Genomic DNA, 25,510 nt, shown 5'->3' with positions numbered 1-25,510 from the left:
CACGTACATCGCCAATCGCAACCGCGCCGCCATCGAGCCGCTCATCGGCTTCTTCCTCAACACCCTCGTCCTGCGCACGGACCTGTCCGGCAACCCGCGCTTCCGTGAGCTGCTGCGGCGCGTGGTGGACGTGACGCTGGGGGCCTACGCGCACCAGGACGTCCCGTTCGAGAAGCTGCTGGAGGAGCTGGCCCCCACGCGCGACACCAGCTTCCCGCCCTTCTTCCAGGCCATGCTGGTGCTGCAGAACACCCCCGAGGCCGAGGCCGCGGTCGGGGCACTGCGGCTGGAGTCCTACTCCGTCCCGGGAGAGTCCTTCGCCCAGTTCGACCTCACGCTCTGGCTCGCCGAGGAGGCGGACGGACTGCAAGGCACGTGGGAGTACAACCGGGACCTCTTCGACGCCACCACCGCCGACCGCATGGTGGCGCACTTCCAGACGCTGCTGGCCGGCATCGCCGCGCTGCCCGACGAGCCCCTGGCCACGCTGCCACTGCTCCCGCCGGAAGAGCGACAGCAGGTGCTGCACGGCTGGAACGAGGCCCGCCTGGAGGTCCCGGACGGGGCCTGTCTGCACCACCTCATCGCGGCCCACGCCGCCAGGACACCGGACGCCATCGCGGTCGTCGACCCGGAGCGCCGTCTCACGTATGCCCGGCTCGACCAGCGCGCCAACCAGCTCGCGCACCACCTGCGCGCCCTGGGCGTGGGCCCCGAGCAGCGCGTGGGCATCTTCCTGGAGCGCTCCGTCGACCTGGTGGTGGCCGTCCTCGCCGTGCTCAAGGCCGGGGGCGCCTACGTCCCGCTGGACCCCTCCTATCCGCCGGACCGCACCGCGCTGATGCTCTCCGACAGCCAGCCCGCGCTGCTCATCACCCGGAGCACCCTGCGCGCCACGCTGCCTGCGTCCCGGCCCGCCGTGGTGAGCCTGGACGAGGACGCCCTCGCCATCGAAGGCCGCCCGGACACGGCCCCCACTGGAGGCTCCGGACCGGAGCACCTCGCGTACGTCGTCTACACGTCGGGCTCCACAGGGCGACCCAAAGGAGTGATGGTCGACCATCGCGGGCTCGCGAACGCCTACTTCGCCTGGGAGCACGACTACCGGCTGCCCACGCTGCGTGCTCACCTGCAGATGGCGAGCTTCTCCTTCGACGTCTTCAGCGGGGATCTCGCGCGAGCCCTCGGCTCGGGCGCCGCCCTCGTGCTCTGCCCACGTGAGTGGCTGCTGGAGCCCGAGCGGCTGCACGCGCTGATGGTGCGTGAGCAGGTGGATTGTGGAGAGTTCGTGCCCGCGGTGGTCCGTTTGCTGATGGCCCACCTCCAGGAGCGAGGACAGCGGCTGGACTTCATGCGGCTGCTCATCGTCGGCTCGGATACGTGGGACATGCGCGAGTACACCCAGCTCCGGGGCCTGTGCGGCGCGGACACGCGGCTGGTGAGTTCATACGGGCTCAGCGAAGCGACCATCGACAGCACCTTCTTCGAGTCCGTCACGCCCAGCCCCAGCGAGCAGACGGTCCCGATTGGCCGCCCCTTCCCCAACGCGGAGATGTACCTGCTGGACGCGGCGCTGCAGCCCGTGCCCATCGGAGTCGCGGGGGAGCTGTTCGTCGGCGGCGTGGGGCTGGCACGAGGCTATTGGGCGCAGCCGGGCCTCACGGCCGAGCGCTTCATCCCGCATCCCTTCAGCGATGAGCCCGGCGCGCGCCTGTACCGGACGGGGGACCTGGCGCGCCACGCGGCGGACGGCACGCTGGAGTTCATCGGGCGCAATGACACGCAGGTGAAGCTGCGCGGCCATCGCATCGAGCTGGATGAAATCAGGGCGAAGCTGTTGGAGCACGCGAGCGTGCGCGCCGTGGAGCTGCTCGTCCGAGGCGACGGGGCGGCGCGGCAGCTCGTCGCGTACCTCACGCTGACAGCGCCCGACGCGGTGGGCGAGGAGGCGCTCCGTCAGCACCTGCGCCAGCACCTGCCCGTGTACATGGTGCCCTCGGCCTTCGTGCTCCTGGACGCCTTCCCCCTCACGCCCAACGGCAAGGTGGACCGGCAGGCGCTGCCTGTGCCTGGGGACTCCCGGCGAGAGGCGGCGGAGGGCTTCATCGCGCCGCGCGGAGACACCGAGCAGAAGCTCGCTGCGCTCTTCGAGGAGTTGCTGGGAACGGGCCCCATCGGCGCGAGCGACAGCTTCTTCGACCTGGGCGGACACTCCCTGCTCGCCGTCCGGCTGGTGGCTCGGATTCGCGAGCGCTTCGGCAAGGCGCCGTCCCTGGCGGTCCTCTTCCAGGGCCCCACGCTCGAGCAGCTCGCGCGAGCGATTGAGCATGACGGCGCGAGCCCGTGGTCTCCGCTGGTGACACTCCACGCCGGGGGCGAAGGGCCGCCGCTGTTCTGCGTACCGGGCGCGGGCGGCAACGTCCTCTACTTCCGTGAGCTGACGCGGCGGCTGGGGACGTCTCGGCCCCTCTACGGACTCCAGGCACGGGGACTGGATGGAGCGGAGCCGCCGCACGCCTCCGTGGAGGAGATGGCGGAGTGCTACGTCCAGGCGCTCCAGCGGGTGCGGCCGCACGGCCCCTACCACCTGCTGGGCCACTCCTTCGGGAGCTGGGTGGCCTTCGAGATGGCGCAGCGGCTTCGCGCGCGAGGCGAGGAGGTCGCCTTCCTGGGCCTCCTCAACACTCCGGTGCCCAGGCACCAGGAGCCCGCCTCCGAATCGCCCGCGCTCGACGACGCGGACTGGATGGCCTCCGTCGCCAGCGTCGCGGGCCGGCTGTATGGCGTGGACCTTGGAGTCTCCGCCGAGGCGCTCAGGCCCCTCACCCCGGAGGAACGGCTCGCCCACGTCACCGGGCGGCTCGTAGAAGGGGGCCTGCTGCCCCCCGACGCAGACAGCCAGCAGGTGCGTGGCCTCATCCAGGTCTACAAGCGCGCCTACGAAATCACCTACATCCTCCCGGCGGACGCGCGCCCCGCCCCCCTCACCCTCTTCCGGGCCAGGGAGCGGCACGAGGAGGACGGCGTCCTGCCAGGCGACTTCGAGGACGACGCCACCTGGGGCTGGCGGCACCACGCACCACGCCCCGTCGTCGTCGAAGACGTCCCGGGCGACCACATGACGATGCTGGCCGCGCCACACGTCGAGGTGCTCGCGGAGCGCGTGCGCTGGCATCTGGAGCACGCGTCCACGGAGCGTGGCTCATGACGGCGGCCACGGTGGTGCCCGCGCCTGAGTTCTCGCTCGGACGCGCCCTGGCGCTCTGGCTGGGGCAGGTGGTGTCCCTGCTGGGCTCCTCGCTGACCAGCTTCGCCCTGGGCGTCTGGATGTACCAGACGACGGGAGGCGTGACGCGCTTCGCGCTCATCATGCTGTGCGCCGCGCTCCCGGGCGTCCTGCTGGGACCGGTGACGGGCGCGCTGGTGGACCGGTGGAAGCTAAAGCGGGTGTTGCTGCTGAGCGACCTGACGGCCGGACTCATGACGCTGGTGCTGGCCGTGCTGCTCTTCACGGGACAGCTCCGCCCATGGCACGCGTACATCACGACGGCCATCGTCTCCGTGGCTGGCGCGTTCCAGCAGCCCGCTTTCGCCGTGCTGGTCTCCACGATGGTGCCGCCCAAACACCTGGGCCGCGCCAACGGCATGCTCCAGTTGGGGCTCGCCTGCGCGCAGTTGGGGGCGCCGCTGATGAGCGCCTTCCTGCTCGCGGTGGTCGACCTGGAGGGCATCCTGCTCATCGACGCGGTGAGCTTCGCCCTCGGCGTCCTGCCGCTCTTCGTGTTGCGCCTCCCGGAGCGCCCCGCCGCCGCCATGTCCGAGGCGGGACAGCCCTCCCTTCTCACTTCGGTGCGGGAGGGCGGCGCCTATATGCGAGCCACGCCCGGCCTGTTCGCGCTGCTCGGCTTCCTCGCGGGCAGCAACTTCATCACCGGCGTCGTCGAGGTGCTGGTGACGCCGCTGGTGCTGGCGCTCGCGGACGTGAAGGCGCTGGGCATGCTCACCACCGCGGGAGGCGTGGGGCTGATGGCGGGCAGCGTGGTGATGAGCGCCTGGGGCGGCCCCCGGCGCAAGATTCACGGCGTCCTGCTCTTCCAGCTCGCGTGCGGCCTGTGCCTCGTCATGGTCGGACTGGGGACCTCGCTCCCATTGCTGGCGGGCGTCGCCTTCGCATTCTTCTTCGGCATTCCCATCATCAACGGCTCCAGCCAGTCCATCCTCCAAAGCATCGTCCCGTTGCCGCTCCGGGGCCGGGTCTTCGCCATGAGCGGGGCCCTCACCGGGATGATGCTGCCGCTCGCCTACGCCATCTCCGGTCCCCTGGCGGACCTCGTGTTCGAGCCAGCGCTCCGTCCAGGAGGAGCGCTGGTCCCCCTGCTGGGGACATTCGTCGGCACGGGAGCGGGGCGAGGCATCGCGGTGATGTTCATTCTCGCGGGCACGCTGACCGTCCTGTTGACGGGCCTGGTCGCCCTCCACCGTCCCCTGCACGCGCTCGAAGCCGAGCGCGAGGTGGCCCCTGGCCCGCACGCCGAGGCGCCGCCCATCTCCCCATCCTCTGAAGGAGCCACACCGTGACCGCCATTCCTCCGTCCATCACCACGCTGAGCGAGTTGCTGCGGTGGCGCGCCAGCGTCCAGCCCGAGGCGCCCGCCTATACCTTCCTCGTCAATGGAGAGGACGAAGAGCAGCGCTGGAGCTACGCGGAGCTGGACCAGCGCTCTCGGGCCGTCGCCGCGGCGCTCCAGGAGCAGGGCGCTCGCGAGGACCGGGCCCTGCTACTGTTCGCGCCGGGGCTGGAGTACATCGGGTCCTTCTTCGGCTGCCTCGACGCGGGCGTGACGGCGGTGCCCGTCTACCCGCCCCAGAACGAGCAGACCCTGGCGCGACTGCTCTCCATCATCGCGGACGCAAAGCCGCGCTTCGCGCTCACCACGAGCGACATCCTGGAGAGCGTGAAGGCGTTCTCGGAGATGTACCCGGTGCTGAAGGAGCTGCGGTGGCTGGCGGTGGACGCGCTGCCCGAGGGCCAGGAGGCGAGCTGGAGGCCGCCGCGAATCACGGGCGACAGCATGGCCTTTCTCCAGTACACGTCCGGCTCCACGTCGACGCCCAAGGGCGTGATGGTGTTGCACCGGAACCTGCTCGCGAACGAGGAGATGATTCGCCAGGGCTTCGGCAACGACTCGACCTCGACGACCGTGGGCTGGCTGCCGCTGTACCACGACATGGGGCTCATCGGCACGGTGTTGCAGCCCATGTTCCTGGGCTCGCACGGCGTGTTGATGTCGCCCTATTCCTTCTTGCAGCGCCCGGTGCGGTGGCTGCGAGCCATCAGCAAATACCGGGGAGTGGTGAGCGGAGGTCCCAACTTTGGCTATGCGCTGTGCGTTCGGAAGGTGAAGCCCGAGCAGCGCGAGGGATTGGACCTGAGTTCGTGGAAGATTGCCTTCAACGGCGCGGAGCCCGTGAGAGCAGACACCCTGGAGCGCTTCGCCGAGTCCTTCGCGCCACAGGGCTTCCAGAAGGCGGCGCTCTACCCTTGTTATGGACTCGCCGAGGCGACGCTCTATGCGACGGGAGGGGCCCGCATGGCCTCTCACCGCACCCTGGGCGTCGATGCGGGAGCCCTGGAGCGCAATCGCGTCGTCGAGGCCGTCCCCGGCGCGGAGGGCACGCGGACGCTGGTGGGCTGCGGGAGGGGTTGGGCGGGAGGCCAGCTGCGCATCGTCAATCCAGAGACGTCCGAGGCGTGCGCCGACGGTGAGGTGGGAGAGATCTGGGTCGCCGGGCCGCACGTCACCCAGGGCTATTGGGGCCGTGACGAGCAGAACGCGGAGACCTTCCAGGCGCGAGTCCGAGGCCACGAGGCCGAGGGCGGCTTCCTGCGCACGGGGGACCTGGGGTTCCAGCGAGAGGGAGAGCTGTTCGTCACCGGGCGCCTGAAGGACCTCATCATCGTGGATGGACGCAATCACTATCCACAGGACATCGAGCAGACGGTGGAGACGCAGCACGAGGGCTTCCGGCTGGGTTGTTGCGTGGCCTTCTCGGTGGAGCAGTCAAACGAGGAGAAGCTGGTGGTGCTCATCGAGGTGGACCGTCAGTACACGCCCCCCGGAGACGGAGCGGGAGCGCACGTCCTGGAGCAGGCAGAGGTGCTCAAGAAGGTGCGCCAGGCCGTCGCCGCGGCGCATTCGCTCGACGTCCACGAGCTCGTCCTGCTCCAGCACGGCGAGGTGCTCAAGACGTCCAGCGGCAAGGTCCAGCGCCGGGCCTGTCGGGCGAAGTACCTCGAGGGTTCGCTCCAGCGCTGGCCGGGCTGAAGCACACGCCTGCTCCGGATTCCGGAGCATCAATTTCTCGATGGCGGGCCGCGATCCCTCCAGCGTGACTCGGCACGAAAATGTCCGCGCCTCCACGCTGGAGCACTTCGTGGCGTGGAAGTCGTCGATCCCAAACGAGGGCTCGTGTCGCCTCAATTGGGCGGACAATCGCCGGGGCGTGCTCGAGCCGCCCGTGGTCGGTTCGTTCATGGGTGACGTGGGCGTCTTCGAAATTACTGGGCTGTCACTGTCAGGAGGTATGTGTCTGACGGGATAGCGACGGGCGCTGGCAGGTGCGCCACGAGGGCAGAGGGCGCCTCCCCCCACGACAGCGTGTAGAAGTGATCGCTGCCGCTCCAGAGTCGGTACAAGGGACACGTACCCTCAGCCTGGCTGGCGAAGACATAGCAGGCGATTCCCTCGTAGCCGTATCCATGCGTCACGATTGCAATGTCCCGTTCCTGCCAGGAGGTCGTATCGAAATGGTCGCCCACGGCACCCTTATACAGACGATACAATGGGACTTTCCCCGTCTCCCGTATCGAAAGGCATTCCCCGCCCCTGCTCGACACCATCAACCCCAGCACAACAAATCGATTCATTTCCCCTCCCCGGCTACCTTCTTGGGGAGGCTGAATTGCGCATGCGACGCGCGAAACGCGAGGCGTGTTCCAGTGCACTTCAACAACCAATAGCGTGTCCGTTCCGGCGTCCGCCCTCCCACTCCAAGGCCTGCGGATTCGGGGCCGTACCGGAAGCAGCGCCGAGCCGAATTGGGTGCCTGTGCTATCCAAGCTTCGGTCGCTGCGTCATGAGCGGGTCAAGGCCACGCGCCTCTCGCAGCACCGTCGCCTCACGCCGCAAGCGGACCAATTCCTGCCCACGTCGATTCGAGGAGGCGGGCGGATGCATGTCGGGAATCAGGTGTCCATGGCACTCAAGTGCCTGTCGGCTGGTGTCAGGCCGACGCTGGCCATCCAAATCTTGCGCGCCGAGCTGTCGGAAGCCTGGAGTAGTGTCTTGAATTCCATGAGGGGGGACTGTCCATTCCGGGCCTCATCCTGCTCATCGGGGAGCCACTCGATGCGAATCTATTCTGGTGTGCTGTGGTCTTGGGGTCTGGCCGTGACGCTGACCATGTCGCTGGGGGCGTGTGGTGTGGAGTCCCTGGGGGAGAAGGTACGTCCTCCTGAAGAGGGGGTGTCGCAAGAGGACAACGGGGCGCTGACGCGTGAGCGTCCGGAAGCCTCGTTGACGTGGGACCCGTATGCGGACGCGGTCGCGCCGGGCACCAACGCGGCGGTGCTCAACGCGAGCGCGGCGCTGGGCGCGCCGGATGGACAGGCGGCGACGCTCCTGGGCCTGCTCAACGCGGCGCTGGTGCTGGACCTGGGGGCGGGCGAGGAAGGCACCGGCGATCTGCGTGTCTATTACCAGGGCCTGTCGTTGGCGCTGGTGGCGCAGGTGGACTTCCTGAAGGCGGATGGGACCTTCATCGGCTCCAGCTCGTTGCACCTGGTGGAGCTGGGCCTGGGGACGCATATCGCCGTGGCGACGTACCCGGGGAACGTACCCTATCGCTACGTGCGCCTGAAGGGTGCGGTCGCGCTCTACCTGGTGGACGCGGTGGAGACGTCGCTGCGGCCCGTCTGTGGTGATGGGGTGCTGGGCGGATTCGAAATCTGTGACGACGGCAATCAACTCTCTGGAGACGGCTGCAACAGCGTCTGCGCAGTGGAGCCGGGCTACACCTGCACGGGACAGCCGAGCGTCTGCACCGACATTGACGAGTGCGCCAACGGGACGGCGAACTGCCAGCCGGGTGAAATCTGCGTCAACACGCCCGGGAGCTACACCTGCGAGCCCGACCTCTGCGCGGGGGTGGTCTGCGCGCCTCTCGACGCGTGCCACGTCGCGGGCACCTGTGATCCGTCGACCGGGCAGTGCTCCAATCCGGCGGCCCCCAATGGCACGGCGTGCAGCGACGGCAACGCCTGCACCCAGCCGGACACCTGTCAGGAGGGGAGCTGCACCGGTGGCCCGCTCACCGGCGACACGACCAGCAACCTGGCCCACCGGTGGACCTTCGACGAGGCCAGCGGCGGCACCGCCCTGGACTCGGCGGGTACGTCGAACGGAACGCTGGGCAGCTCGGCGTCGCGGACGGTCAGCTTCGACGGCTCCGGCGCAATCACCCTCACGCCCACCCAGCAGTGCGATCTCAACGCCCACGTCGACTTCGGCCTCGCGCCCGGGCAATTCGGGACGAACGACTTCACCGTGAGCTATTGGCTGAAGACGACCTTCAGCGCCGCCCGCGGCGGAGATCTCATCGGGAACCGGGTGGCCGGTAGCGCAGGCAACTACCTCTCTGCAAGGCTCAACGGCAGCACCTCGGTAGCGTCGCTTGAGATGTACGAGAACGCGGCAGGCACCAACGGTGCCGGCGTCAACGTCTCTCCATCGCCGCTCAACAACGGCGACTGGCACCACGTCGTCTATACCCGCGGCGGAACCTCGCTCAAAGTGTACATTGACGGCGTGCTGGTCGGCTCCGCGACCAGCGCTGCGACGACGAACCTCACGGGCGCCAATTCGTTCCGCATCGGCCGCAGGCTGCCGACCTGCCCGAGCACCTTCGCCAGCATTCCGGCTTCGTTCGACGATGTCCGGACCTACAGCCGCGAGCTCACCGCCTGCGACGTCGCCGTGCTGAACACGCCCTAGCAACCAGGGCCGCGCCCCGGCGTCGGTCGAGCCGGGGCACGGTCGTGGATTGCCGCCAGCCGCGTTACACCGGAGTCTCTGCCCGACCGGCTGGCCATGGACGCCATCCTGCTGCTGCTGCGCACAGGCATGCAGTGGGGCGCCCTGAGGGCCACCGGCCCGTGCCACCCCTCTTCAGCCTACCGGCGCTTCCGCGACTGGCCGCCGGACACCGTCCATCACATCTCGGGTGCCCACGGAACTGGGCTGCTCCCAGTGACGGAAGCAGCTCCAGTTGGTCGTCATCGCCGGAGTTCATTGGCCACTGGCCCTACGATTACAGCGGGATCGTCCACCGCTGTAATCGCCTCATAAATCGCCTCATGTAGCTGCCCAGGGGCCTCGGAAAGGGCAAACCGCAGAGCGGAGGCGGCCCGCGCCTTCGAGAAAAGCTTGAGCGCCTCCGGCCTCTTCGCTTCCTCGCTGTCCTCATCCATGCGGAGATATTCATCATCGAGCCGGGTAGCGAGGCGCTCGACCTTCGCGAGCAGCTCGCGATCCACCTCTCCTCCACGACGAAGCTGCTCAAGCGCGGGAACAACTCCTTCGCCTTCGAGGCCAACCCTCATGGCAGCAAGCACGATTGCATTCAGAGCGGCCTTCCGCTGCTGCTCAGGGGTTGCGAGCCTGAATCGCTCGGCCAGGTCAGGAAATATCGAGTCCAAGCGAACCATGATCACGGGACCTTCAGCGAAGTTACAGGAGCCGCTCCGGCTCTTTCGATGGCAGCTGCCCAAGAGTCTACCGCCTTGCTGCCGCCTTCGGTTTCGCACCGAAGGAAACGAGCCTCCGCCTTCTGTCTCGGCTTGGGTATGGGAGTGGGAGTCGCCTGGGGCGTGCGCCCGAGCGTCCGGGCCATTTCCACGAGCGAGCCGTCCTTCTGGCGCTTCGAGCGCAGCATGAACGTGCGACGCGCTTCGCCCCATCCCCGCACGTCGATGACCCCCGCTTCGCTCGCCCGGGTGACCTTCGGGTCCTCGGTTTCAGTGAGCGTCAGGCTCCCTGTCACCGTGCCCTGCCGGTCTGTCACCACCAGGCACCACTCCGCGGCCATGCCGGGCCGCAGGGAGTCATTGCGCAGGGCCACGCAGTAGGCCTCCTGGCAGCGCGTGTCGCACGAGAGGCGTTCCCAGTCCTCGGGGTCCGTCATGCACGACACCACGTCGGACGCCGCCCCTACGTCGCGGCAGGGCTCGCCCGCGGAGGCGCGCGAAGCCAGGACGAAGAGCCCCACCAGCGCGAGCCGGAACGCCCTTCTTCGCCGTCCACGCATGGAAGCCTCGCACCCTTCTGCTGCTCGATGGAGAGCGCCTCCTCCAGGGTCGGCCGCACCTCGCTTACGAAGCTTTCACTCAGCAGCGCTCCCATCAGCGTCTTCTGCGTCCCGGGCTGGTCCGCGTCCGAGCCCCAGACGGAGAACCACGATGTACCGGGCACCGCAGGGATGAAGAGGATGACGCCATTCGGGATGCGGCACTCGACCGCATACCCCCCGTCCTCGGGGGCCCAGACGCACTGGGACTCGAGGGGCCAGTCGACGTCACGCCCCCTCCGATCCCGCCACTGCCGCAGGGACACCTTTCGGTCCGTACCGAGCAACAGCGCGTACCGGGCGTGCCTGATTCCCTGGTGGCTGAAGTCGAGCTCCAGGTGGTCCGTTCCGACGCCTGGGACGCCCCGCGCGAGCGGAACCACCCGGTCGTCCCGGACACGGGCGGCGAGGAGCATGCCGTCCGCGTCATGCAGCAGCCTGAGCCGGACGGAAGAATCCGCGGGACCGCTCCACGCACGCGCGCCGTACCTCAGGCGGGCCCGCGTCTCGGCCACCACCTCGCGGGCCTGGCCCCACGCGGCGTCATCGAGCGTCCCATCCATCCTCACCAGAGACGCCGCCGGACCCACGAAGTACTCCCCGTCCGATTCCAGCGGCGAGCGCTGGTGCGGCAGCAGCCGCCGGTGCGGAGGGGCCGCCGCGAAGCAGGTTTCCTTCAGGCATGCCTCTCGGTTCGTGCAGCCCCCGTACACGTGCGCGCAGAGCGTCTCGCCCCGCACGTCCCATTGAAAGGCGGCCCTGTACTCGCCAGGCTTCGGGAGCCAATGGACGGGCCCCTGCGTATCCACCCAGGCCAGGCACCACCCGCCCACATCCAGCGCGCCTTTCTGCACGGGCACGGCCGTGAGACACCCGTGTGCGGAGCACGCGCCCTGTGGCGGCGTCTGCATCGATGCGGGATACCCGAGACTCGTGCAGGCGGCGCGGGCCTTGTCGAAGACTTCGGGGGACGGCGCCCTGCCCGTACAGGCAACGCGCTCCTGCCATCGATCCGGAACCGAGCAGCTGCCCTCGGGTGGTGGGCCCTCGAGCGGCGGACGGAACGTGAAGGGCTCCGAGACTTCGAGCTTCCCCTCCGGGGTGCGGGTGAGCCGGCCATGGCCGACAGCACCTCCGGTGAGCAAGGTCAGGTCCACCATGCCCGACGCCGACACGTCCAGGCCCGTGCGACCGAAGGTTCCAGGGCCCAGCGACCAGGAGCCAGTCACCGCTCGCGTCCGGGAATCGAGCGCGAGCACACAGCCCGCTCTTCCCCCTCTGGAAGTGCTGCTCATCCGTGCGGATGCAGAACCCCTGCGTACAGACCTCCTGGCACACAGAGCTGTGGTGCGAGGGATTCGACTGACAGAACAACGTCGAGGGATTGCCGGGGACTTCGCACGGCGTCTCGGCCGCCGCGCGGGTGCCAGCGGCAAGGGTGATGCCCAGGGCGAGACACCTTCCTCGCCACTGAGTCTTCGGAATGCTCATGAACCGGCACCTTTGCGATGCGTGTGCCACGCCGAAGCGGGCACCTCACGCACGAGAGCAGGGAGAAGCGCGGCCCGGCAACCACAGCGCCGTGGCCCCGAGGCCGCGAGGCGCCGTAGCGACGCGCGACTACTGCTGCGTCGCAAGGTGCTGCTCGAGTCGCGCGAGCGTTTGATTGCCACCTTCAACTGCGTACTTCGCCGCCTGCTCGCGCGCTTCGACGGTGGGCAACGTGTGCTGCAACGTGACGCGCGTCTTTCCCGCCTCATCCTTGAAGGTGACGACGGCCTTGAACATCACCTCGCCCTCCTTCGAGCCGTGATCCCACTCGAGCCGCTCGTTGGGGACGACCTTCGTGTAGACGATGTGGTTCGGGAAGTCGGTGCCATCGGGTCCGTGCATGGTGAACTTCCACGCGCCACCCGGACGCACATCCTTGCTCACCGTCGTCGTGCGGAAGCCGTTCGGCCCCCACCAGTTGGAGATCATCTTCGCGTCGGTGAACGCCTGAAAGACCAGCGCGCGCGGGGCGCTGATCAGCCGCGAGAGTTCCAGCTGCCGCTTCGCGAGTTCGTTCAGGTCGAGCGCTGCATTCATGTGTGTGTTCCTCGTTTGGGCCTCTTCGGCGCTGGAACTTTGCGGGCACGCTCCGGGCGCTTCTGCCCCTGGAGGTCGGCGAGGTAGTCCTCGAGCCGGTCGAAGCTGCCCTCCCAGAATTCGCGGTAGTGCTCGAGCCATGCGTTCGCGTCCTTCAACGGCTTCGGCGCGAGTCGGCAGGGTCGCCACTGCGCTTCGCGGCTCCGCGTAATCAGCCCCGCGCGCTCCATCACCTTGAGGTGCTTCGTCACGGCAGGGAGGCTCATTTCGAAAGGCTGCGCGAGCTCCGTGACGGAGGTTTCACCCTTCGAGAGCCGCGCGAGGATCGCGCGCCGGGTCGGGTCGGCGAGTGCGGCAAAGGTGGCGCTGAGCGGATCGATCGGCATGGCTTATTTAACCCATTGGGAAATTAACCATTCGGTTAATTGAACGCAAGCGCGTTCGCGCGAATCGCGTTGAACGGCGCGCTACGGAGTCGGAATCTCAAGACGGCGCGCGAGGCGGCAGCAGGTGCAGCGGCCAATGAAAACGGCGGCCTCCCCTGGGGAAGGCCGCCGCTCTCACTGCTTCTGGCCCCGGACTACTGAGCGGTGGTGATGGTGCCCACCGCCACGCTGATGGCCTGCAGCGGGCCGGAAGCTGGCAGCGCGTGCGCCTTGATGACGGTCAGCGGCACCACGATACCGGCCGGCGTCTCGGCGATGGCCTCCACGGTCAGCGCCACGGACAGCAGCGCACCGTCGTACGCGTGCGCCGGAGCGCCCTTCTGGTACACGCCCACGCTCAGCCTGCTGCCCTTCACGCCCGACTTGAGCAACTGGGGCGCGGCGCCGAGCTCGTAGCCACGGTTGGCCACGTACTCGGAGCCGTCCACGGTGGACCAGGACGCGGTGGCCGCATCCAGCCCCAGCGTCAGGTCCGCGCCGCGGCCGGACTGGCCCGTGGGACCCACCAGGTCCAGCACCAGCGTGTTGCCCGTGGACAGGCTGGCGTTGCGAACCAGGCGCCAGCCCGTCCCCGTGGGGTCCACGTAGTTCACCGTGCCGGCGACGGGCACGGTGATGACGGCGGAGTCCTTCTTCGACGCATCCGCCACGCTGGTGGCCGTCACGATGTACGTGCCCGGCCTGTTCGGCGCGGCGTACACACCCGTGCTGCTCACGGTGCCGTTGGACGAACCACCCTCGACGGCCCAGGTCACCGCGACGACGGAAGTGCCCGTGACTTCGGCCGTGAGATTGACGACGGCCCCCTGCCCCACCGTCGCCGTCTTCGGAGTGACACTCACCTCCACCGTCGGAACGACGATGGCGCCCACGGTGAGGGTGGCCGAGTCGGACTTCGTCGGGTCCGCCACGCTGGTGGCCCTCACGACGAACGTGCCCGCGCGGCGCGGCGCCCGGTACACGCCCGTGCTGCTCACGGTGCCATTGTCGTCACCGCCCGCCACGGACCACTGCACCGCGAGGTTGTTCGTCCCGGTAACCTGCGCGGACAGGGAGAAGGAGCCATCCTGCTCCACCGTGCCCGTCTTCGGAGAGACAGTCACCGCCACTGCCTCGACGACGACAGGCTCCACCGCGACGGAGGCGGAGCCCTTCTTCGTCGGGTCCGCCACGCTGGTGGCCGTCACGGTGTACGTGCCCGTCTTGTTCGGCGCGCGGTACACGCCCGTGCTGCTGACGAAGCCGTTCGCGTCGCCACCCTCCACGGACCACTGCACCGCGAGGTTGTTGGTGCCGGTGACCTCGGCCGTCAGCTGGACGGTGCCATCCCAGGTGGTGCTGCCCGACGAGGGGCTCACCGTCACCGTCACCTCCCCGACGACGACAGGCTCCACCGTGACGGAGGCAGAGCCCTTCTTCGTCGGGTCCGCCACGCTGGTGGCCGTCACGGTGTACGTACCCGGCCTGTTCGGCGCCGTGTACCGACCCGTGCTGCTGACAGTGCCGTTCTCGTCGCCACCTTCCACGGACCACTGCACCGCGGTGATGGAGGAACCGGAGACCTCCGCCGTGAGGTCCGTGGCGGTCCCCTGCCCGATGGTCGCCACCTCCGGCGTCACCTTCACGATGACCGTCGGAGTCTGGACCGCCTCCACCTTGACGGTGGCCGAGTCCTTCTTCGAGGTGTCCACCGCGTTGGTGGCCACCACGGTGTACGTGCCAGCCTCGGCCGGCGCGGTGTAGATGCCCGAGCTGCTGATGGTGCCGTGGGAGTCGCCTCCCTCCACCGACCAGAGGACGCGCGGGTCCTTCGCATCCTTCACCGAGGCGCTGAAGGTCGCCTTCTCACCGGCCTTCACCGTGACGTTCTTCGGAGTCACCGTCACCGGCCCCGAATCGGAGTCGGAGCAGGCCGCCAGCGCCCCAATCAGGAGCGGAACAATGAGCTTCATCCACGTTTTCATGGGGATTACCGTCCGAACTGACTGACGAAGAGGGTGATGTCGCTGTCGTTCACAGAGCCGACGCCGTCGAGGTTGGTCTCCTCGGAGCCGTTGGTGCCGTAGTCCTGCGCGAGCAGGCCCATGTCCTCTCCGTCCACGACGTTGTCGCCATTGATGTCGCCCGTGTAGACCCGGAAGGTCGCCACGGCCTTCGCCGTCGGTACCACGACGCTCACCGCGGACACGTGGCACAGGCCACGGACCATCGGCGCGGCGTAGACGCCGTCCGCGCTGACGGTGCCGCAGATGCGGCCCTCCGCCACGGACCAGCTCACCGCCGTGTCCACCGCGTTCGCCACGTTCGCCCGCAGGGCGACGGAGGCCCCCACCGGCACCACGTGCTGCGCCACCTCGAACTCCACCGTGACGGGATGGAGCGTGAAGGGGGTGGTCGCCTTGGACCAGTTGCCGTAGGCGTCATACGCCACCGCCTCGAGGACGTGCTCCCCCGGCGCCAGCGGAATCGGGAACAGCGGCAGCGTGTACGGCGCGGACGTGCTCCTGCCCTTCAGTGCGCCGTCCACGTAGAACTCCACGTACGCAACACCCGTGTCGTCGGTGGCCTCGGCCCGCATCGTGTAGTTCTCGAACAGGCCCTCCACGCTGGCGGTGATGTGCGGCGCGCCCTGGTCCTGGATGGTGGAGTTGCGCACCTCGAAGGTCACCGTGCGCTCCGTCGTGTTACCCCCCTTGTCCGTGGCCGTCGCCTTGAACTCATGCGAGCCGTTGGACAGGCTCCTCGTGTCGAACGCCGTCGCGTAGATGCCCTGGACGTCCGTGAACGAACTCACCGGAGCGCCGTCCACCAGGAACGCGAGGGTGGACGTCCACACGTTGTCGCTCACGGAGGCCCGGAGCTGCACCGTCCCGTAGCTGCCCTCGACCGCGGCTGACAGCGTTGGGCTCTGGATATCCGCCTGAGTGGAGGTGACCAGGTTGACGTCGTCCAGGAAGAACTGGGTGACCGCGGCCGGGTTCGGCGTGGCCGCCGTCTGGTCCACGTCGAAGAACAACTGCACCGTCTGGCCCCGGTACGCGGTCAGGTCGAAGCGGTGCTGGATGTACTCCCCGTTGGTGTCATCCGCGTCGGAGAGCGTCCTCAGCGTCGCCAGCTCGGCGCCGGCGGAGTCCCGCACCTTCGCGCTGAAAGTGTGGTGGGCCACTGCGTCGGTGAACGCACCGTTGTAGATGCGCAACCAGAAGCTGTAGATGGCCGAGGTCGCGGTCGCCGGAATGGCCAGGGACTGACGGACGGAGTGCCGCGCCAGACCCGCATTGGTCCAGAAGACATACAGGCGGCTGCCCGTGCGCGCGAAGGCCGCGTTGGTGAAGATGCCCGCGGAGCCCGACAAGGTCGTCGCCCCCGTCCAGCTCGTCAAGGTCTCGAAGCTGGGATTGAGCACGCGCTGGGTGGCGGTGGTGTCCACGTAGAACATCACCGTGGGAGAGTCCCCCGCGTTGCCGCCCGCGTCCGTGGCCCGGGCGACGAGCGTGTGCGCGCCGGCCGTCAACGTGGAGAGGTTGACGACCCGGGTGAACGACTTGACCGAGTTGCCCAGGGACACGCCGTCGACGAGGAACTCCACCGCGTTGACGAAGCCGTTGTCGGACACCTCCGCGAGGTAGCCCACGCGCGCGCCGGAGAAGACCACGGTGGCCCTCACACGGGGCGCCTCGGCATCCGCCGCGTGGCTGACGCGCAGCGAGAAGTCATCCAACTGGAAGCTGGTGGCGAGCGTGGAGTTCTCGCTGCCCTCCACGAAGATGCGCACCGTCTGGCCCGCGTAGGCCGTCAAGTCCACGCTCTGCTGCACCCAGCCCAGCGTCGCGTCCAGGTTGGACCACGTCGCCACCGTCCCCAGCACCGCGCCCGAGGTGTCGCGTATTTGCAGGGTCAGCGTGTCGCGGACGGCGGTGGTCGTCGTCTCGGCGGTGAGGAGGTTGAGGAAGAAGGTCAGCGAGGCCTGGGTGATACCGGCGGGAATGGTGACGTCCTGCCACAGCCGGTCGACGTGCGTCGTGCCCCAGCCGTTGAGCCACACGTAGCCCTGGCCGGAGTGCGTGCCGGAGGAGACCGGGAAGTTGATGTTCTCCGGCGGGTCCGCCGTCCAGCCCTGGCCGGCCAGCTCGAAGCCCGGGTCGGTCAGGAGCTGCTCGAAGCTGTTGGAGACGGTGAAGCTCGCCGGAGCGGACGCGGTGGAGTTGCCGGCCGCGTCGTACGCCACCGCCACCAGCTGGTGCGTGCCGTTGGACAGCGAGGTCGTGTCCAGCGCGAGCTGGTACGGCTGGGCGGAGACGTTCCCCGCCAGGGCGCCATCGACGGAGAACTCCACGCGGGCCACGCCGACGTTGTCGTCCGCCTGCGCATGCAGTTGGAGCACAGGCGCGCTGCCAGAGACGCTCGCGAAGACGGTGGGGTTCGTGCGGTCGTCGTAGGTCCCGGCGGTGTAGCCCACGTTGATGGCCGCGAAGGCGTTCTGCACCGCGCGGTACTCGTTGGACTGGGAGCCGAAGAGGTCCGCCGCGGCCAGGAGGCTGCTGGTGCGGGCCGACATGTAGTTGGACGACGGGAACAGGTAGACGGTGAGCGCGCGGTACCAGATGGCCGCCGCCTTGTCGTTGCCGATGCCCCTCATGCCCGAGGGCAGATAGGTGCTGGAGTAGTCGGTGCCGACGGACAGCGGCTGCGCGCCCTGGGACAGGAAGTAGAAGGCACGGTTCATCGGGCCGCTGCTGAAGTGCACGTCGATGTTGCCAAGGCCGGGGTACCAGGCGTCCACGCTCGAGCCGTCCCGCGACGGGCGGAACATGACGCGCAGCGGGACGTCGCTGAGTTGCTCGGCCATGAGCCAGTTGCCGCCGACGTCACCAATGACGCTGCCGCGGCCGTTGGCCACCCAGAACTCCGTCAGGGTTCCGAAGATGTCCGAGTTGGCCTCGTTGAGGCCGCCGGACTCGCCGTCGTAGATGAGGCCTGCCGTGTGCGAGGTGACGCCGTGGGTCATCTCGTGGCCCGTCACGTCGAGCACGCCCATGGACCTGAAGCCGTCGGCGGCCGGGAACGAGCCGTCGCCGTAGCTCATGCAGAAGCAGCCATCACTCCAGAAGGCGTTGTTGTAGAGGTTGCCGGCGTGCACCCGGTTGTAGGTGGGCGAGCCGAAGCCGTCCACGCCGTCGCGGCCGAAGATCTTCTTGAAGAAGTCCCACGTCGCCAGCAGGCCGTAGTGCGCGTCGACGGCGGCGGTCTGCCCGTTGGTGCTCAGGGTGTTGTTGGCACCGACGATGTAGTTCTGCCCGTCGCCCCAGACGTTGTCGGCGTCGGTGTAGAGGTTCAACGTGGGAATGACGCCGTTCTGCACGGCGGCGTGGTTGACGTCGTAGGTCCGGATGCCCTCGCCGCCGGCGCGCGTGACGTCGCGCAGCTCGAAGAGGCCCTGGGCGTTCTGGAAGACATCCAACGGGACGTCACCGCTGTACTGCGAGCGGCCGAGGCCCTTGGCGGCGGCCGTCTGGAGCGAGCTCCACTTCTTCAGCACGTCGCCCGAGTGCGCGTCGATGATGAAGTCGGTGTGCTTGACGCCGTCCTTCGCGTTCTCCAGCTCGGTGTGCACGTGGTACGCGAGCCGGTAGCCAACGACCTGCGTGTCGAAGTCCGCGGCGTTCTGCTTGGCGACGGACTTGCCGGGGTAGCGGTTCACGAGCCGCGTCTGGGGATAGACGATGAGCTCGCTCTTCGGCGCGACGCCGAACTCGCCCTTGGGCGCCAGTTGCTGGGTGGCCTTCGTCACCGCGGACTTCGCGTCCAGCGTGGGCGACACGTCCAGGCGGATGCCCTTGCGCAGGCCGTCGGTGGTGATGCGGAGGTCCCTCGCTGACAGTCCCTGGTGGGTGATGGCCACGGCGCCCCACACGGGTACGCCCTGGTATGTCTGCGCGAAGCGCGCGTGCGTCTGACCAAAGCGGTCCGTGCTGGAGCTGGACAGCTGGAAGCCGTCCCGCGAACCCAGCCCGAGTTGAAGGCTTTGCGCTTTGAGGCTTGCCAGGGATTCCGCCACACGGGCGGGCTCCCGGACCTGGAGTTGCGTCAGCGCGGGGAGGGAAACGGGGGTGAGTTTCTCAGCCGCGAGAGATGAGCTCGCCGAGAAAAGACTGGCGAGGAGCAGAGGCCACCGGGGCCACGGCTTGGGCATTGAATTGACTCCACACAGCGTTCAGGGGAACTCCCGCCATCAGCACCCGTGGTGGCGCACCGCTGCCGGAAGGATCACGCTCATGGCGGAGGGGCCGAACAGCCTCGGACCTCTGCCCCGTAGGGTCCACGGTCAGCGTAATTATCCACCAGTATACAGAATCAAAATCCCAATGAAACAGGGGGGCCTGGACGGACACAAACGGACACAAAGACCACACGGAGTTGCGGCTGTTTCACTTTGTGCGGGCTCCCTGTGTGCGCAATAGAAAGACACGAAAAACCGCCAAACAGACACATCTGGCAGGGATATCTGGTCTTGGCGCCAGCGCTGGCGGACTACCGACCCAATGAGACCTGCGCGACCCATCCGCACGCGAAGTAGGATGCGCGCATGCTCAAGGTCTATGGCTTCTCCCGAGTGAACAAGATGGCGCGCGGCAAGACCCGCGACCTGCGCGTGCTGTGGGCGCTGGAAGAAATGGGGCTGCCGTACGAGGTCGTGGGGATGGATCATCCTCGGCACGACCTCGATACGCCCGCGTATCGCGCGCTCAATCCGTTCGGACAGATTCCGGTGATCGACGACGATGGCGTGGTCGTCACCGAGTCGGGCGCGATCCTGCTCTACCTCGCGCGCAAGAGCGGCAAGCTGATGCCGCGCGACCTCGCCGGCGAAGCGCAGGTGCTGCGCTGGTGCGTCGCGGCGCTGAATTCGATCGAAGTTCCGATTTTGAGCGCGTGGTTCGTCGACCTGAACGGCGGCAAGGGCACTCCGGGAAGCGATGCGCTTCACCAGTGGGGGGCCATGCGCCTGAAGCAGCTCGACGGCTGGCTCGCGGGCAGAGAGTTCATCGCGACCGACGAGTTCACGGTCGCGGACCTCTTGATGACGCATGTGCTGGGCGCCGGCATCGACGAGAGTGTCGTCAAGGACCATCCCAACCTGCTCGCCTTCCAGAGGCGCTGCATCGCGCGCCCAGCCTGGAAGAGAACGTTCGACGCCTACTGCGACCGCGTCGAAGCGGGCTGAGAGCAGGGGGCGGCGCTTCGGGGAGGACCTGGCTCATCATCACCGTCGGAGCGGAAGCCGAGGCCCCGCAGTCAGGTCCGACTACGCCCCAGTCAGTGCCGGTACCGCTCCGCCTCCCTGAAGAACTGGGTGAGCGAATACTCCAACAGCGACTGGCGGGACTGCATGTACCGACGTGCGCGTAGGAAGGGCAGCCAGACGCGATTGCCAACGCGCACCTGTGACTCTTCCATCTTCTGCCGCAGGACCCACGTCCCTCCCAGTCGCCGCACCAGCACGTCCCCCAGATAGACGCCTAACGCCGGTATCGAATGCCCGTCGAGGACCTCGCGCGTGTACCGCTCGGGGAAGTGGCTCGTCCAGAAGTGGAAGTCGAGGTCCGTGAGAGACTCAGGCGTCTCCTTCATGATGGAGGGCACATCCGTGTGAAGCACCGCCACGAGGCCCTCGGACAGATCGTCATAGTGGCTGCGGACACGCTCCGGGTTCTCTACGTCGGATGGCAATGCGACCGGGAGCCACTCCTCCGGCTCAGGCGGATGGAGGGAGTTGAATTCGGTAATCTTCCGCTGCCGCGTGGCGACACCTGAATCGTCCGTAAGTCGAGCCAGGAGCGGCGCCACGTCAGGACTAAAGCGCGGCTCGACGGGAACGAATACGGCACTGCGCTCTTTCAGAGTGCGTAGCACCGTGTCGAAATCGTGGTCCGGCCGCAGGTGGACATGGGCGAGGGCCTGCGCGACACGCGCCTCTTCGCTGTCGAAGTCGGCGGAAGTGGGCCGCAGCACCAGGAGAACGGAGCCATTGGGAAGCTCCTCCACAATGTGTGCAGGCGTCGAGAGCATCCGCTCTCGACCTACGGACTCCACCAATTTCGGGCCGAAGATGTTCAGCCAAAACAGCTCATAAATCTTGTCGAATCCATCTCGCATCCACGTCTCCTTTTCGCGACCGAAGGAGGGGAATTTCGCGAGATGCATGTCTGCATCGCTGTGCGCCACCGCATAGTCCGCCGGATACTGGGAGGCCCAGGCCCGAGCGACTTGCACGAAGTTGCGACAGCGCTCCACTTCATCAAAGAACGTGAGTGGCTGCACACTGAGACTGATATTCAAGACAGACCGTTCTCGCTCAGGCCCGAGATTGAGAACCAATGACACGCCAGGATTTTCTGACCGAAACAGTCCGATGATCGTCCCGTACTCCTGGCGCCGTTCTTCCAGCGCACGACCTACTGCGGCTCGGGAGTATTTGCGCGTCCGGCTGGCCTTGACGATTGTCGGCATCCACCCGTCGGCACACGACTCCAAAGACTCCAGAAATGGCGTAACAGCTTGCTCCAGACCATTCCTCGGGTCATAGGTCCCGTCGAAGGTGAAGCGAAGATTGTTCACCTTATCCAAGTCATGCAAGGTCAGCGTTTTCATTGAAACAGCACCTCCACGCCCTCAATCGACCTCTGCGTGCCTACAACCACACCATCCAGCGAAACTCGGTTGTCGGGCAGAAGTTCTCCGCCCTCGTAGACGAGGCGCACCCTCCGAACATCCGCCTGCTGTCGCATACCGTCCCGAAGAATCTTCAACTTTCCACCGTAGTACTTCATTGCGTTACTGGCGTCCGTACTCACCTGTACAGGCAGCGCATCTTCGCCCAAGGCAGCGAGGTTACGACTCTTGAAGCTGAACGTCTCCACCCGAGGTGGCTGACCCGGTGGAGGGCGCTCTTCGATGACGAGGACGTCGGCGTATCGGAAGTCCACCTTCGCCACGCCCACATGCGTCTCGATGCGCGGCTGGTCGAAGTCACCAAGCCAGCGCCGCTGTGCACGGGGCAAGGCAGCGTCCGCCTCAAGGATGGCGACCATGGTCTTCTCGAAGGCCATGCCCCGCGCATAGTAGGCGCGCATCCCCTCGTAGCCATCCCACTTCAAGGGGCCCTTGACGGCGTCACCGGACTGAAGCTCCTTCAGCCGGCTCTTGCGGTAGGCCACGTACTCTTGCCAGAGCACCGCCCCCTTCTCGACTCCCGGCGGTGGCGCATCCAGCTTCGGGGCAAGCTTCTTCAGCAGCTTCACGTCCTTCGGGAAGCGGGGTCCCGTGAACTCCAGCTCCGCCTGAAGCAACTTCGTCTTCGCGGCCTCCGCGGCGGACACCCCGGCGTTCCGCGCAGAGAGGTCAGAGCCTCCACCACGCATCCCTGCCGCGCCCTTTGTCGCCGCGTGGCCGGCTGACTCACGACTGGCCTCGGCCAGCACCGCCTGCGCCTTCGATGGATTGCCGCGCGCCTCGTACAGCGCCAGCAGCCCCGCCTCGCCCCACTCGGCGGCCACCAGCGCGCCCTCGCGGCTCGCCTGGAGATAGCGCAGCAAGTCTCGCGCGGCGTTGACGCCCAACTGCTCCTCCAGGCGAGCCATCAGCGCCTTCATCCCATCCACGTCGAGCGCCGACAGTTGGAGCCGACGCATCCCTCCGCGCGACTCCACCAATGCCCGAGCGCCCTTGCCCCCGGCGTACAGCGCCACCGCCAACGCGGCCGGCGCCAGTTCGCGCGTGGCCTGCTCGTACCTGCCCTGCGCCAGCGAGTACGCCCCGTGCCCCGTCCCCACCGCCAGGTGGTAGAAGCCCACCGGCACGCCGAAGGTCAGGTAATCGAACGCCCCGGCCGAGACACTTCCCGGCGCGTAGTGCCGCTCCATCAACGCCTTCCGCACTTCGTCGAGGGCGGCCTGGTACGGCGGTGGCAACTGTCCACGCAGCGCCATGAGCTCCGTGTACCGGGCCTCACCACTCACCAAGGTGCTGGAGAGCATGTCCCGGCCCGCGCGCCCCAACCCGCGCAGCACGTCGCGGGCCTGCTCTCCTCGCTCCGGAAAACCATCCAGTTCCTGGCCCCGCCGCGTCAGCTCCTCGCGGACGGCAGCCATTGCGCCCAGCGTCTCCTCCAACTGCTTGTCGCGGGCGAGCAGTCGCACCAGCTCACGCAGCTCGTCGTCGAAAGCCGAGTGGAGAACGAAGAGGGCGAGCACCTCGGCATACGGCACGCCGTACTTCTCGGAGGCCGTGACGAGGAAGGCCGCGCGCTTGCGGACGAGCGCTTCCGACGCCCGCGCGTCCAGTGGCCCCCAGGCCCCCAGGCGGACGGCGTCCCAGTCATCGAGGGACGCCACCAGCGCGGCCATGTCCACCCCGCGCTGCATGGCCACGAACTCCGCGGGCGAGGCACACGCCAGGAATGGCGCCAGCACCTCTCGGCTGGAATCCAGGTGGGGCCATCCCGAAGGCACGGCCTTGCCACCACAGGCGACGGCGCCGCGCTCCTCGCCCGAAGCTCGTGTTCCCTCCCTGCTGACAGTCGCCCCCAGAGGCCCGCGTCGAAAGCCCATCGGCGCCGCCACGGGCAGCCCACCCGCGGAGCCTGACTGCTCCTCCTGGGACACACCCGCCACCGCCTGGGAGGGCGCGGAGAAGGGCCTGAAGGCCAGGCCTTCCCCATGGCCCGGCCTCGCCGGCAACGAGGCGCACCCGGAGGCCAGGAGCGCCACTCCCAGCACGAGGCCGAACTCGCCGAGCCAACACCGCTCAGCGCGCATGGTCCATCCCCAGCCCCACGGAAGCGAAGGCGCCAGGCTTCAGCGTACCTTCCGCCGTCGGGAACAGCAGCGTGCCTCCCTGCCCCACCGCATACAGCGTCCCTCCCAGGAAGCGCCACCGCGCCTCGCCCGAGGCGAGGTAGCGCGCTCCCGGCTGGCCCGCGCCCACCGCCAACCCGCCCACCGCCACGGTGAGGTTCCGGTGGAGAACCTGCACCTCCAGTTGGCCGTCCACGTCCGCCCGGCCCCAGTTGAAAACCTCGGTCCCCAACGTCAGGCGGAAGTGGCGCTGCCCCAACACGCCCAAGCCCTCCGCGTCCCAAGTGAGAATCACCTCGCCGTGGGCCGAGAACCCGTCCGGAAAGGGCGCGTCCGCCTGCGGCAGGGCGGCCGGCCCCGCCACCTGGAAGCGCGCCAACTCGTAGTCCGGGCCGAAGGCACCCTGACGGAAGCCTCCGCGCTGGAGGCGCCCTTCCAGACGCGCTCGCAGGTCCATCCTCGAGGACATGTACTCCGCGCCCATCCCCGCGACCGCGCCCCACGCACCGTCCTCGCCAGGGCGCCCGCCCCACCCCCCATTCAACTGCAGCTCGAAGCCGCCTTCGTCGTTTCCGCGCCGGACGAGGATGGCCGTCCCATCCACGTGGGCCAGCGTCACGGGCTCCAACGTCCCTCCGGCCTTCCCCCAGTCATGCACCGCCGACAGCGACACCATGTATTGGAACGGATGCGGAGCCGGGCCGAAGAGGAGGTGCCGAATGTCCAGGGCGACTTCCGCCCCCAGCAGCCGCGCGCCCAGCACGTCCGAAGCGAAGGCCTCCACATACAAGGGCCTCAGCATGCCCGTCACCACCAACCCGACGGGGTGGTAGTCCGGGTTGCCCCGGTTGTTGTAGCGGCGCACCAGGTGCCCGGACAGCAGCGTGTAGGACTCCAGCGCGCCTGCCCACACGAAGTTCGGCGCGTCGCCTCCCACCGTCAGCGCTCGCACCCATTGGCCCCAGTCGGACAGCGTGTCCCAATCCTCCGTCCTGACGACGCCGTCCCCATCCCCGCCACCCCACATCCGCAGCCGTACCGGGGCGCCCAGGTCGAGGTGGAACATTCCTGGCCGGTCCACAACCCACCTCGGCGCCACCTGCAGAAAGCCTTCGTCCCTCCCGGCCCCGCGACGGGGCAGCAACGTCCAGGTCGTGGTCTCCAGGCTCAGCCGGTTCAGCCATTGAGAGTTCGAGCCGGGGGTGGCTGGAACCAAAGACTTGTCCTCGGCCCGCTCGTCCTCCTCCGCAATGAGAGGCTCAAGCAGCACGTCCCCCTCCGGCTCGGCAGTCCGGGGGACGTCCACCTCTTCGTCGTCCTGGGGATCGACAATCTCCTCCGCCAACCCCGCTCCGGGTAAGAGCAACAGCAACACGGCAGTCCAGTTCCGACGCACGAACACCGACGCCTCCAGAAAAGGCCCCCACAGGGGCCAAAAGGACAGAGGTTCCACGTTCGGTCCGACAGGACGCCGGGCCACGGACGAATGCATTGCATTGAAGGAGTCGCCGACAGCCCGACTTCGTCAGATCACAGGCAGAGGCATCACGTCACGGCACCATGCCAGCCTCTCCGCCTCACACTCCGACAGCGTGAGGCCGGACCTGCTCCCAGGCGCGCAGCCCGGTGTTCGGCATGCTCCGGAACGGGTGTTCGCCTTCATCCGGAATCGTTGATCGGCATGGCCGGAATACGCAAAGAGGCCAGGGCTGAACG

16 protein-coding genes and 1 pseudogene are annotated in these 25,510 nt (G+C 67.8%); 6 read left to right on the top strand and 11 right to left on the bottom strand.

Going from position 1 to position 25,510, the window contains the following annotated elements:
- From ACN469_RS43325 to ACN469_RS43315, 3 genes are all read left to right on the top strand, one after another.
- Nucleotides 1-3,208 (top strand): non-ribosomal peptide synthetase (locus ACN469_RS43325; protein WP_498778247.1); only part of this gene is annotated, 3,208 nt, incomplete at its 5' end.
- Nucleotides 3,205-4,578, top strand: coding sequence for an MFS transporter (locus ACN469_RS43320; protein WP_498778245.1), 1,374 nt, complete (start codon nucleotides 3,205-3,207; stop codon nucleotides 4,576-4,578). The genes ACN469_RS43325 and ACN469_RS43320, both read left to right, overlap by 4 nt.
- Complete coding sequence (locus ACN469_RS43315; protein ID WP_498778243.1) at nucleotides 4,575-6,326, top strand: fatty acyl-AMP ligase; 1,752 nt, start codon at nucleotides 4,575-4,577, stop codon at nucleotides 6,324-6,326. Before ACN469_RS43320 ends, ACN469_RS43315 begins: the two co-directional genes overlap by 4 nt.
- A gap of 233 nt (nucleotides 6,327-6,559) precedes the next feature.
- Here ACN469_RS43315 and ACN469_RS43310 read toward each other — a convergent pair whose 3' ends face one another.
- A complete protein-coding gene (locus ACN469_RS43310; protein ID WP_498778241.1) occupies nucleotides 6,560-6,928 on the bottom strand; it encodes a hypothetical protein in 369 nt (122 codons plus the stop codon).
- A gap of 481 nt (nucleotides 6,929-7,409) precedes the next feature.
- Between ACN469_RS43310 and ACN469_RS43305 the strand changes: the two genes are divergently transcribed.
- Nucleotides 7,410-9,053: a LamG-like jellyroll fold domain-containing protein gene (locus ACN469_RS43305; protein WP_498778240.1), complete on the top strand. Its 1,644-nt coding sequence runs from the start codon at nucleotides 7,410-7,412 to the stop codon at nucleotides 9,051-9,053.
- A 78-nt stretch (nucleotides 9,054-9,131) separates the two neighbouring features.
- A pseudogene (locus ACN469_RS43300) lies at nucleotides 9,132-9,254 on the top strand (transposase); the annotation flags it as partial.
- An 80-nt stretch (nucleotides 9,255-9,334) separates the two neighbouring features.
- Here the strand turns inward: ACN469_RS43300 and ACN469_RS43295 are convergent.
- From ACN469_RS43295 to ACN469_RS43265, 7 genes are all read right to left on the bottom strand, one after another.
- Nucleotides 9,335-9,766: a hypothetical protein gene (locus tag ACN469_RS43295; protein ID WP_498778238.1), complete on the bottom strand. Its 432-nt coding sequence runs from the start codon at nucleotides 9,764-9,766 to the stop codon at nucleotides 9,335-9,337.
- Nucleotides 9,767-9,768: 2 nt separating this feature from the next.
- Nucleotides 9,769-10,242: a hypothetical protein gene (locus ACN469_RS43290; protein ID WP_498778236.1), complete on the bottom strand. Its 474-nt coding sequence runs from the start codon at nucleotides 10,240-10,242 to the stop codon at nucleotides 9,769-9,771.
- 26 nt (nucleotides 10,243-10,268) lie between these two features.
- Entirely contained in the window at nucleotides 10,269-11,633 is a 1,365-nt protein-coding gene (locus ACN469_RS43285) for a hypothetical protein (RefSeq protein ID WP_498778234.1), read from the bottom strand.
- A gap of 391 nt (nucleotides 11,634-12,024) precedes the next feature.
- On the bottom strand, nucleotides 12,025-12,492 hold the full coding sequence (locus ACN469_RS43280) for an SRPBCC family protein (protein WP_498778233.1): 468 nt from the start codon (nucleotides 12,490-12,492) through the stop codon (nucleotides 12,025-12,027).
- A complete protein-coding gene (locus ACN469_RS43275) occupies nucleotides 12,489-12,878 on the bottom strand; it encodes an ArsR/SmtB family transcription factor (RefSeq protein WP_498778231.1) in 390 nt (129 codons plus the stop codon). Before ACN469_RS43275 ends, ACN469_RS43280 begins: the two co-directional genes overlap by 4 nt.
- A gap of 194 nt (nucleotides 12,879-13,072) precedes the next feature.
- On the bottom strand, nucleotides 13,073-14,890 hold the full coding sequence (locus ACN469_RS43270; protein ID WP_498778229.1) for a hypothetical protein: 1,818 nt from the start codon (nucleotides 14,888-14,890) through the stop codon (nucleotides 13,073-13,075).
- Between the two features lie 17 nt (nucleotides 14,891-14,907).
- Nucleotides 14,908-18,996 (bottom strand): M4 family metallopeptidase, encoded by a 4,089-nt coding sequence (locus ACN469_RS43265; RefSeq protein ID WP_498778228.1) that lies wholly within the window; start codon nucleotides 18,994-18,996, stop codon nucleotides 14,908-14,910.
- A gap of 528 nt (nucleotides 18,997-19,524) precedes the next feature.
- Here ACN469_RS43265 and ACN469_RS43260 point away from each other — a divergent pair.
- Nucleotides 19,525-20,163 (top strand): glutathione S-transferase family protein, encoded by a 639-nt coding sequence (locus ACN469_RS43260; protein ID WP_498778226.1) that lies wholly within the window; start codon nucleotides 19,525-19,527, stop codon nucleotides 20,161-20,163.
- A 92-nt stretch (nucleotides 20,164-20,255) separates the two neighbouring features.
- Here ACN469_RS43260 and ACN469_RS43255 read toward each other — a convergent pair whose 3' ends face one another.
- Genes ACN469_RS43255 through ACN469_RS43245 form a run of 3 tightly spaced genes read right to left on the bottom strand, consistent with a single transcriptional unit; the run spans nucleotide 20,256 to nucleotide 25,196 of the window.
- Nucleotides 20,256-21,590, bottom strand: a complete 1,335-nt coding sequence (locus ACN469_RS43255) for a hypothetical protein (protein WP_498778224.1) — start codon at nucleotides 21,588-21,590, stop codon at nucleotides 20,256-20,258.
- Complete coding sequence (locus tag ACN469_RS43250) at nucleotides 21,587-23,755, bottom strand: hypothetical protein (RefSeq protein ID WP_498778222.1); 2,169 nt, start codon at nucleotides 23,753-23,755, stop codon at nucleotides 21,587-21,589. Before ACN469_RS43250 ends, ACN469_RS43255 begins: the two co-directional genes overlap by 4 nt.
- Nucleotides 23,745-25,196 (bottom strand): hypothetical protein, encoded by a 1,452-nt coding sequence (locus ACN469_RS43245; protein WP_498778221.1) that lies wholly within the window; start codon nucleotides 25,194-25,196, stop codon nucleotides 23,745-23,747. The genes ACN469_RS43250 and ACN469_RS43245 overlap by 11 nt, the downstream gene beginning before the upstream one ends.
- Between the last annotated feature and the right edge of the window lie 314 nt (nucleotides 25,197-25,510).

This window comes from Corallococcus terminator (assembly GCF_049194865.1).
Lineage (GTDB): Bacteria > Myxococcota > Myxococcia > Myxococcales > Myxococcaceae > Myxococcus > Myxococcus terminator_A.
Note: the sequence above shows the minus strand (reverse complement) of the source record. Positions and strands in the feature narration are given on the sequence as shown.

What these genes read in the sequence shown, in the direction of transcription:
- ACN469_RS43320 (WP_498778245.1), top strand. Translation starts at nt 3,205, where the DNA reads ATGACGGCGGCCACGGTGGTGCCCGCGCCTGAGTTCTCGCTCGGACGC.
- ACN469_RS43310 (WP_498778241.1), bottom strand. Translation starts at nt 6,928, where the DNA reads ATGAATCGATTTGTTGTGCTGGGGTTGATGGTGTCGAGCAGGGGCGGG.
- ACN469_RS43305 (WP_498778240.1), top strand. Translation starts at nt 7,410, where the DNA reads ATGCGAATCTATTCTGGTGTGCTGTGGTCTTGGGGTCTGGCCGTGACG.
- ACN469_RS43295 (WP_498778238.1), bottom strand. Translation starts at nt 9,766, where the DNA reads ATGGTTCGCTTGGACTCGATATTTCCTGACCTGGCCGAGCGATTCAGG.
- ACN469_RS43290 (WP_498778236.1), bottom strand. Translation starts at nt 10,242, where the DNA reads ATGACGGACCCCGAGGACTGGGAACGCCTCTCGTGCGACACGCGCTGC.
- ACN469_RS43280 (WP_498778233.1), bottom strand. Translation starts at nt 12,492, where the DNA reads ATGAATGCAGCGCTCGACCTGAACGAACTCGCGAAGCGGCAGCTGGAA.
- ACN469_RS43275 (WP_498778231.1), bottom strand. Translation starts at nt 12,878, where the DNA reads ATGCCGATCGATCCGCTCAGCGCCACCTTTGCCGCACTCGCCGACCCG.
- ACN469_RS43270 (WP_498778229.1), bottom strand. Translation starts at nt 14,890, where the DNA reads ATGAAGCTCATTGTTCCGCTCCTGATTGGGGCGCTGGCGGCCTGCTCC.
- ACN469_RS43260 (WP_498778226.1), top strand. Translation starts at nt 19,525, where the DNA reads ATGCTCAAGGTCTATGGCTTCTCCCGAGTGAACAAGATGGCGCGCGGC.
- ACN469_RS43255 (WP_498778224.1), bottom strand. Translation starts at nt 21,590, where the DNA reads ATGAAAACGCTGACCTTGCATGACTTGGATAAGGTGAACAATCTTCGC.
- ACN469_RS43250 (WP_498778222.1), bottom strand. Translation starts at nt 23,755, where the DNA reads ATGCGCGCTGAGCGGTGTTGGCTCGGCGAGTTCGGCCTCGTGCTGGGA.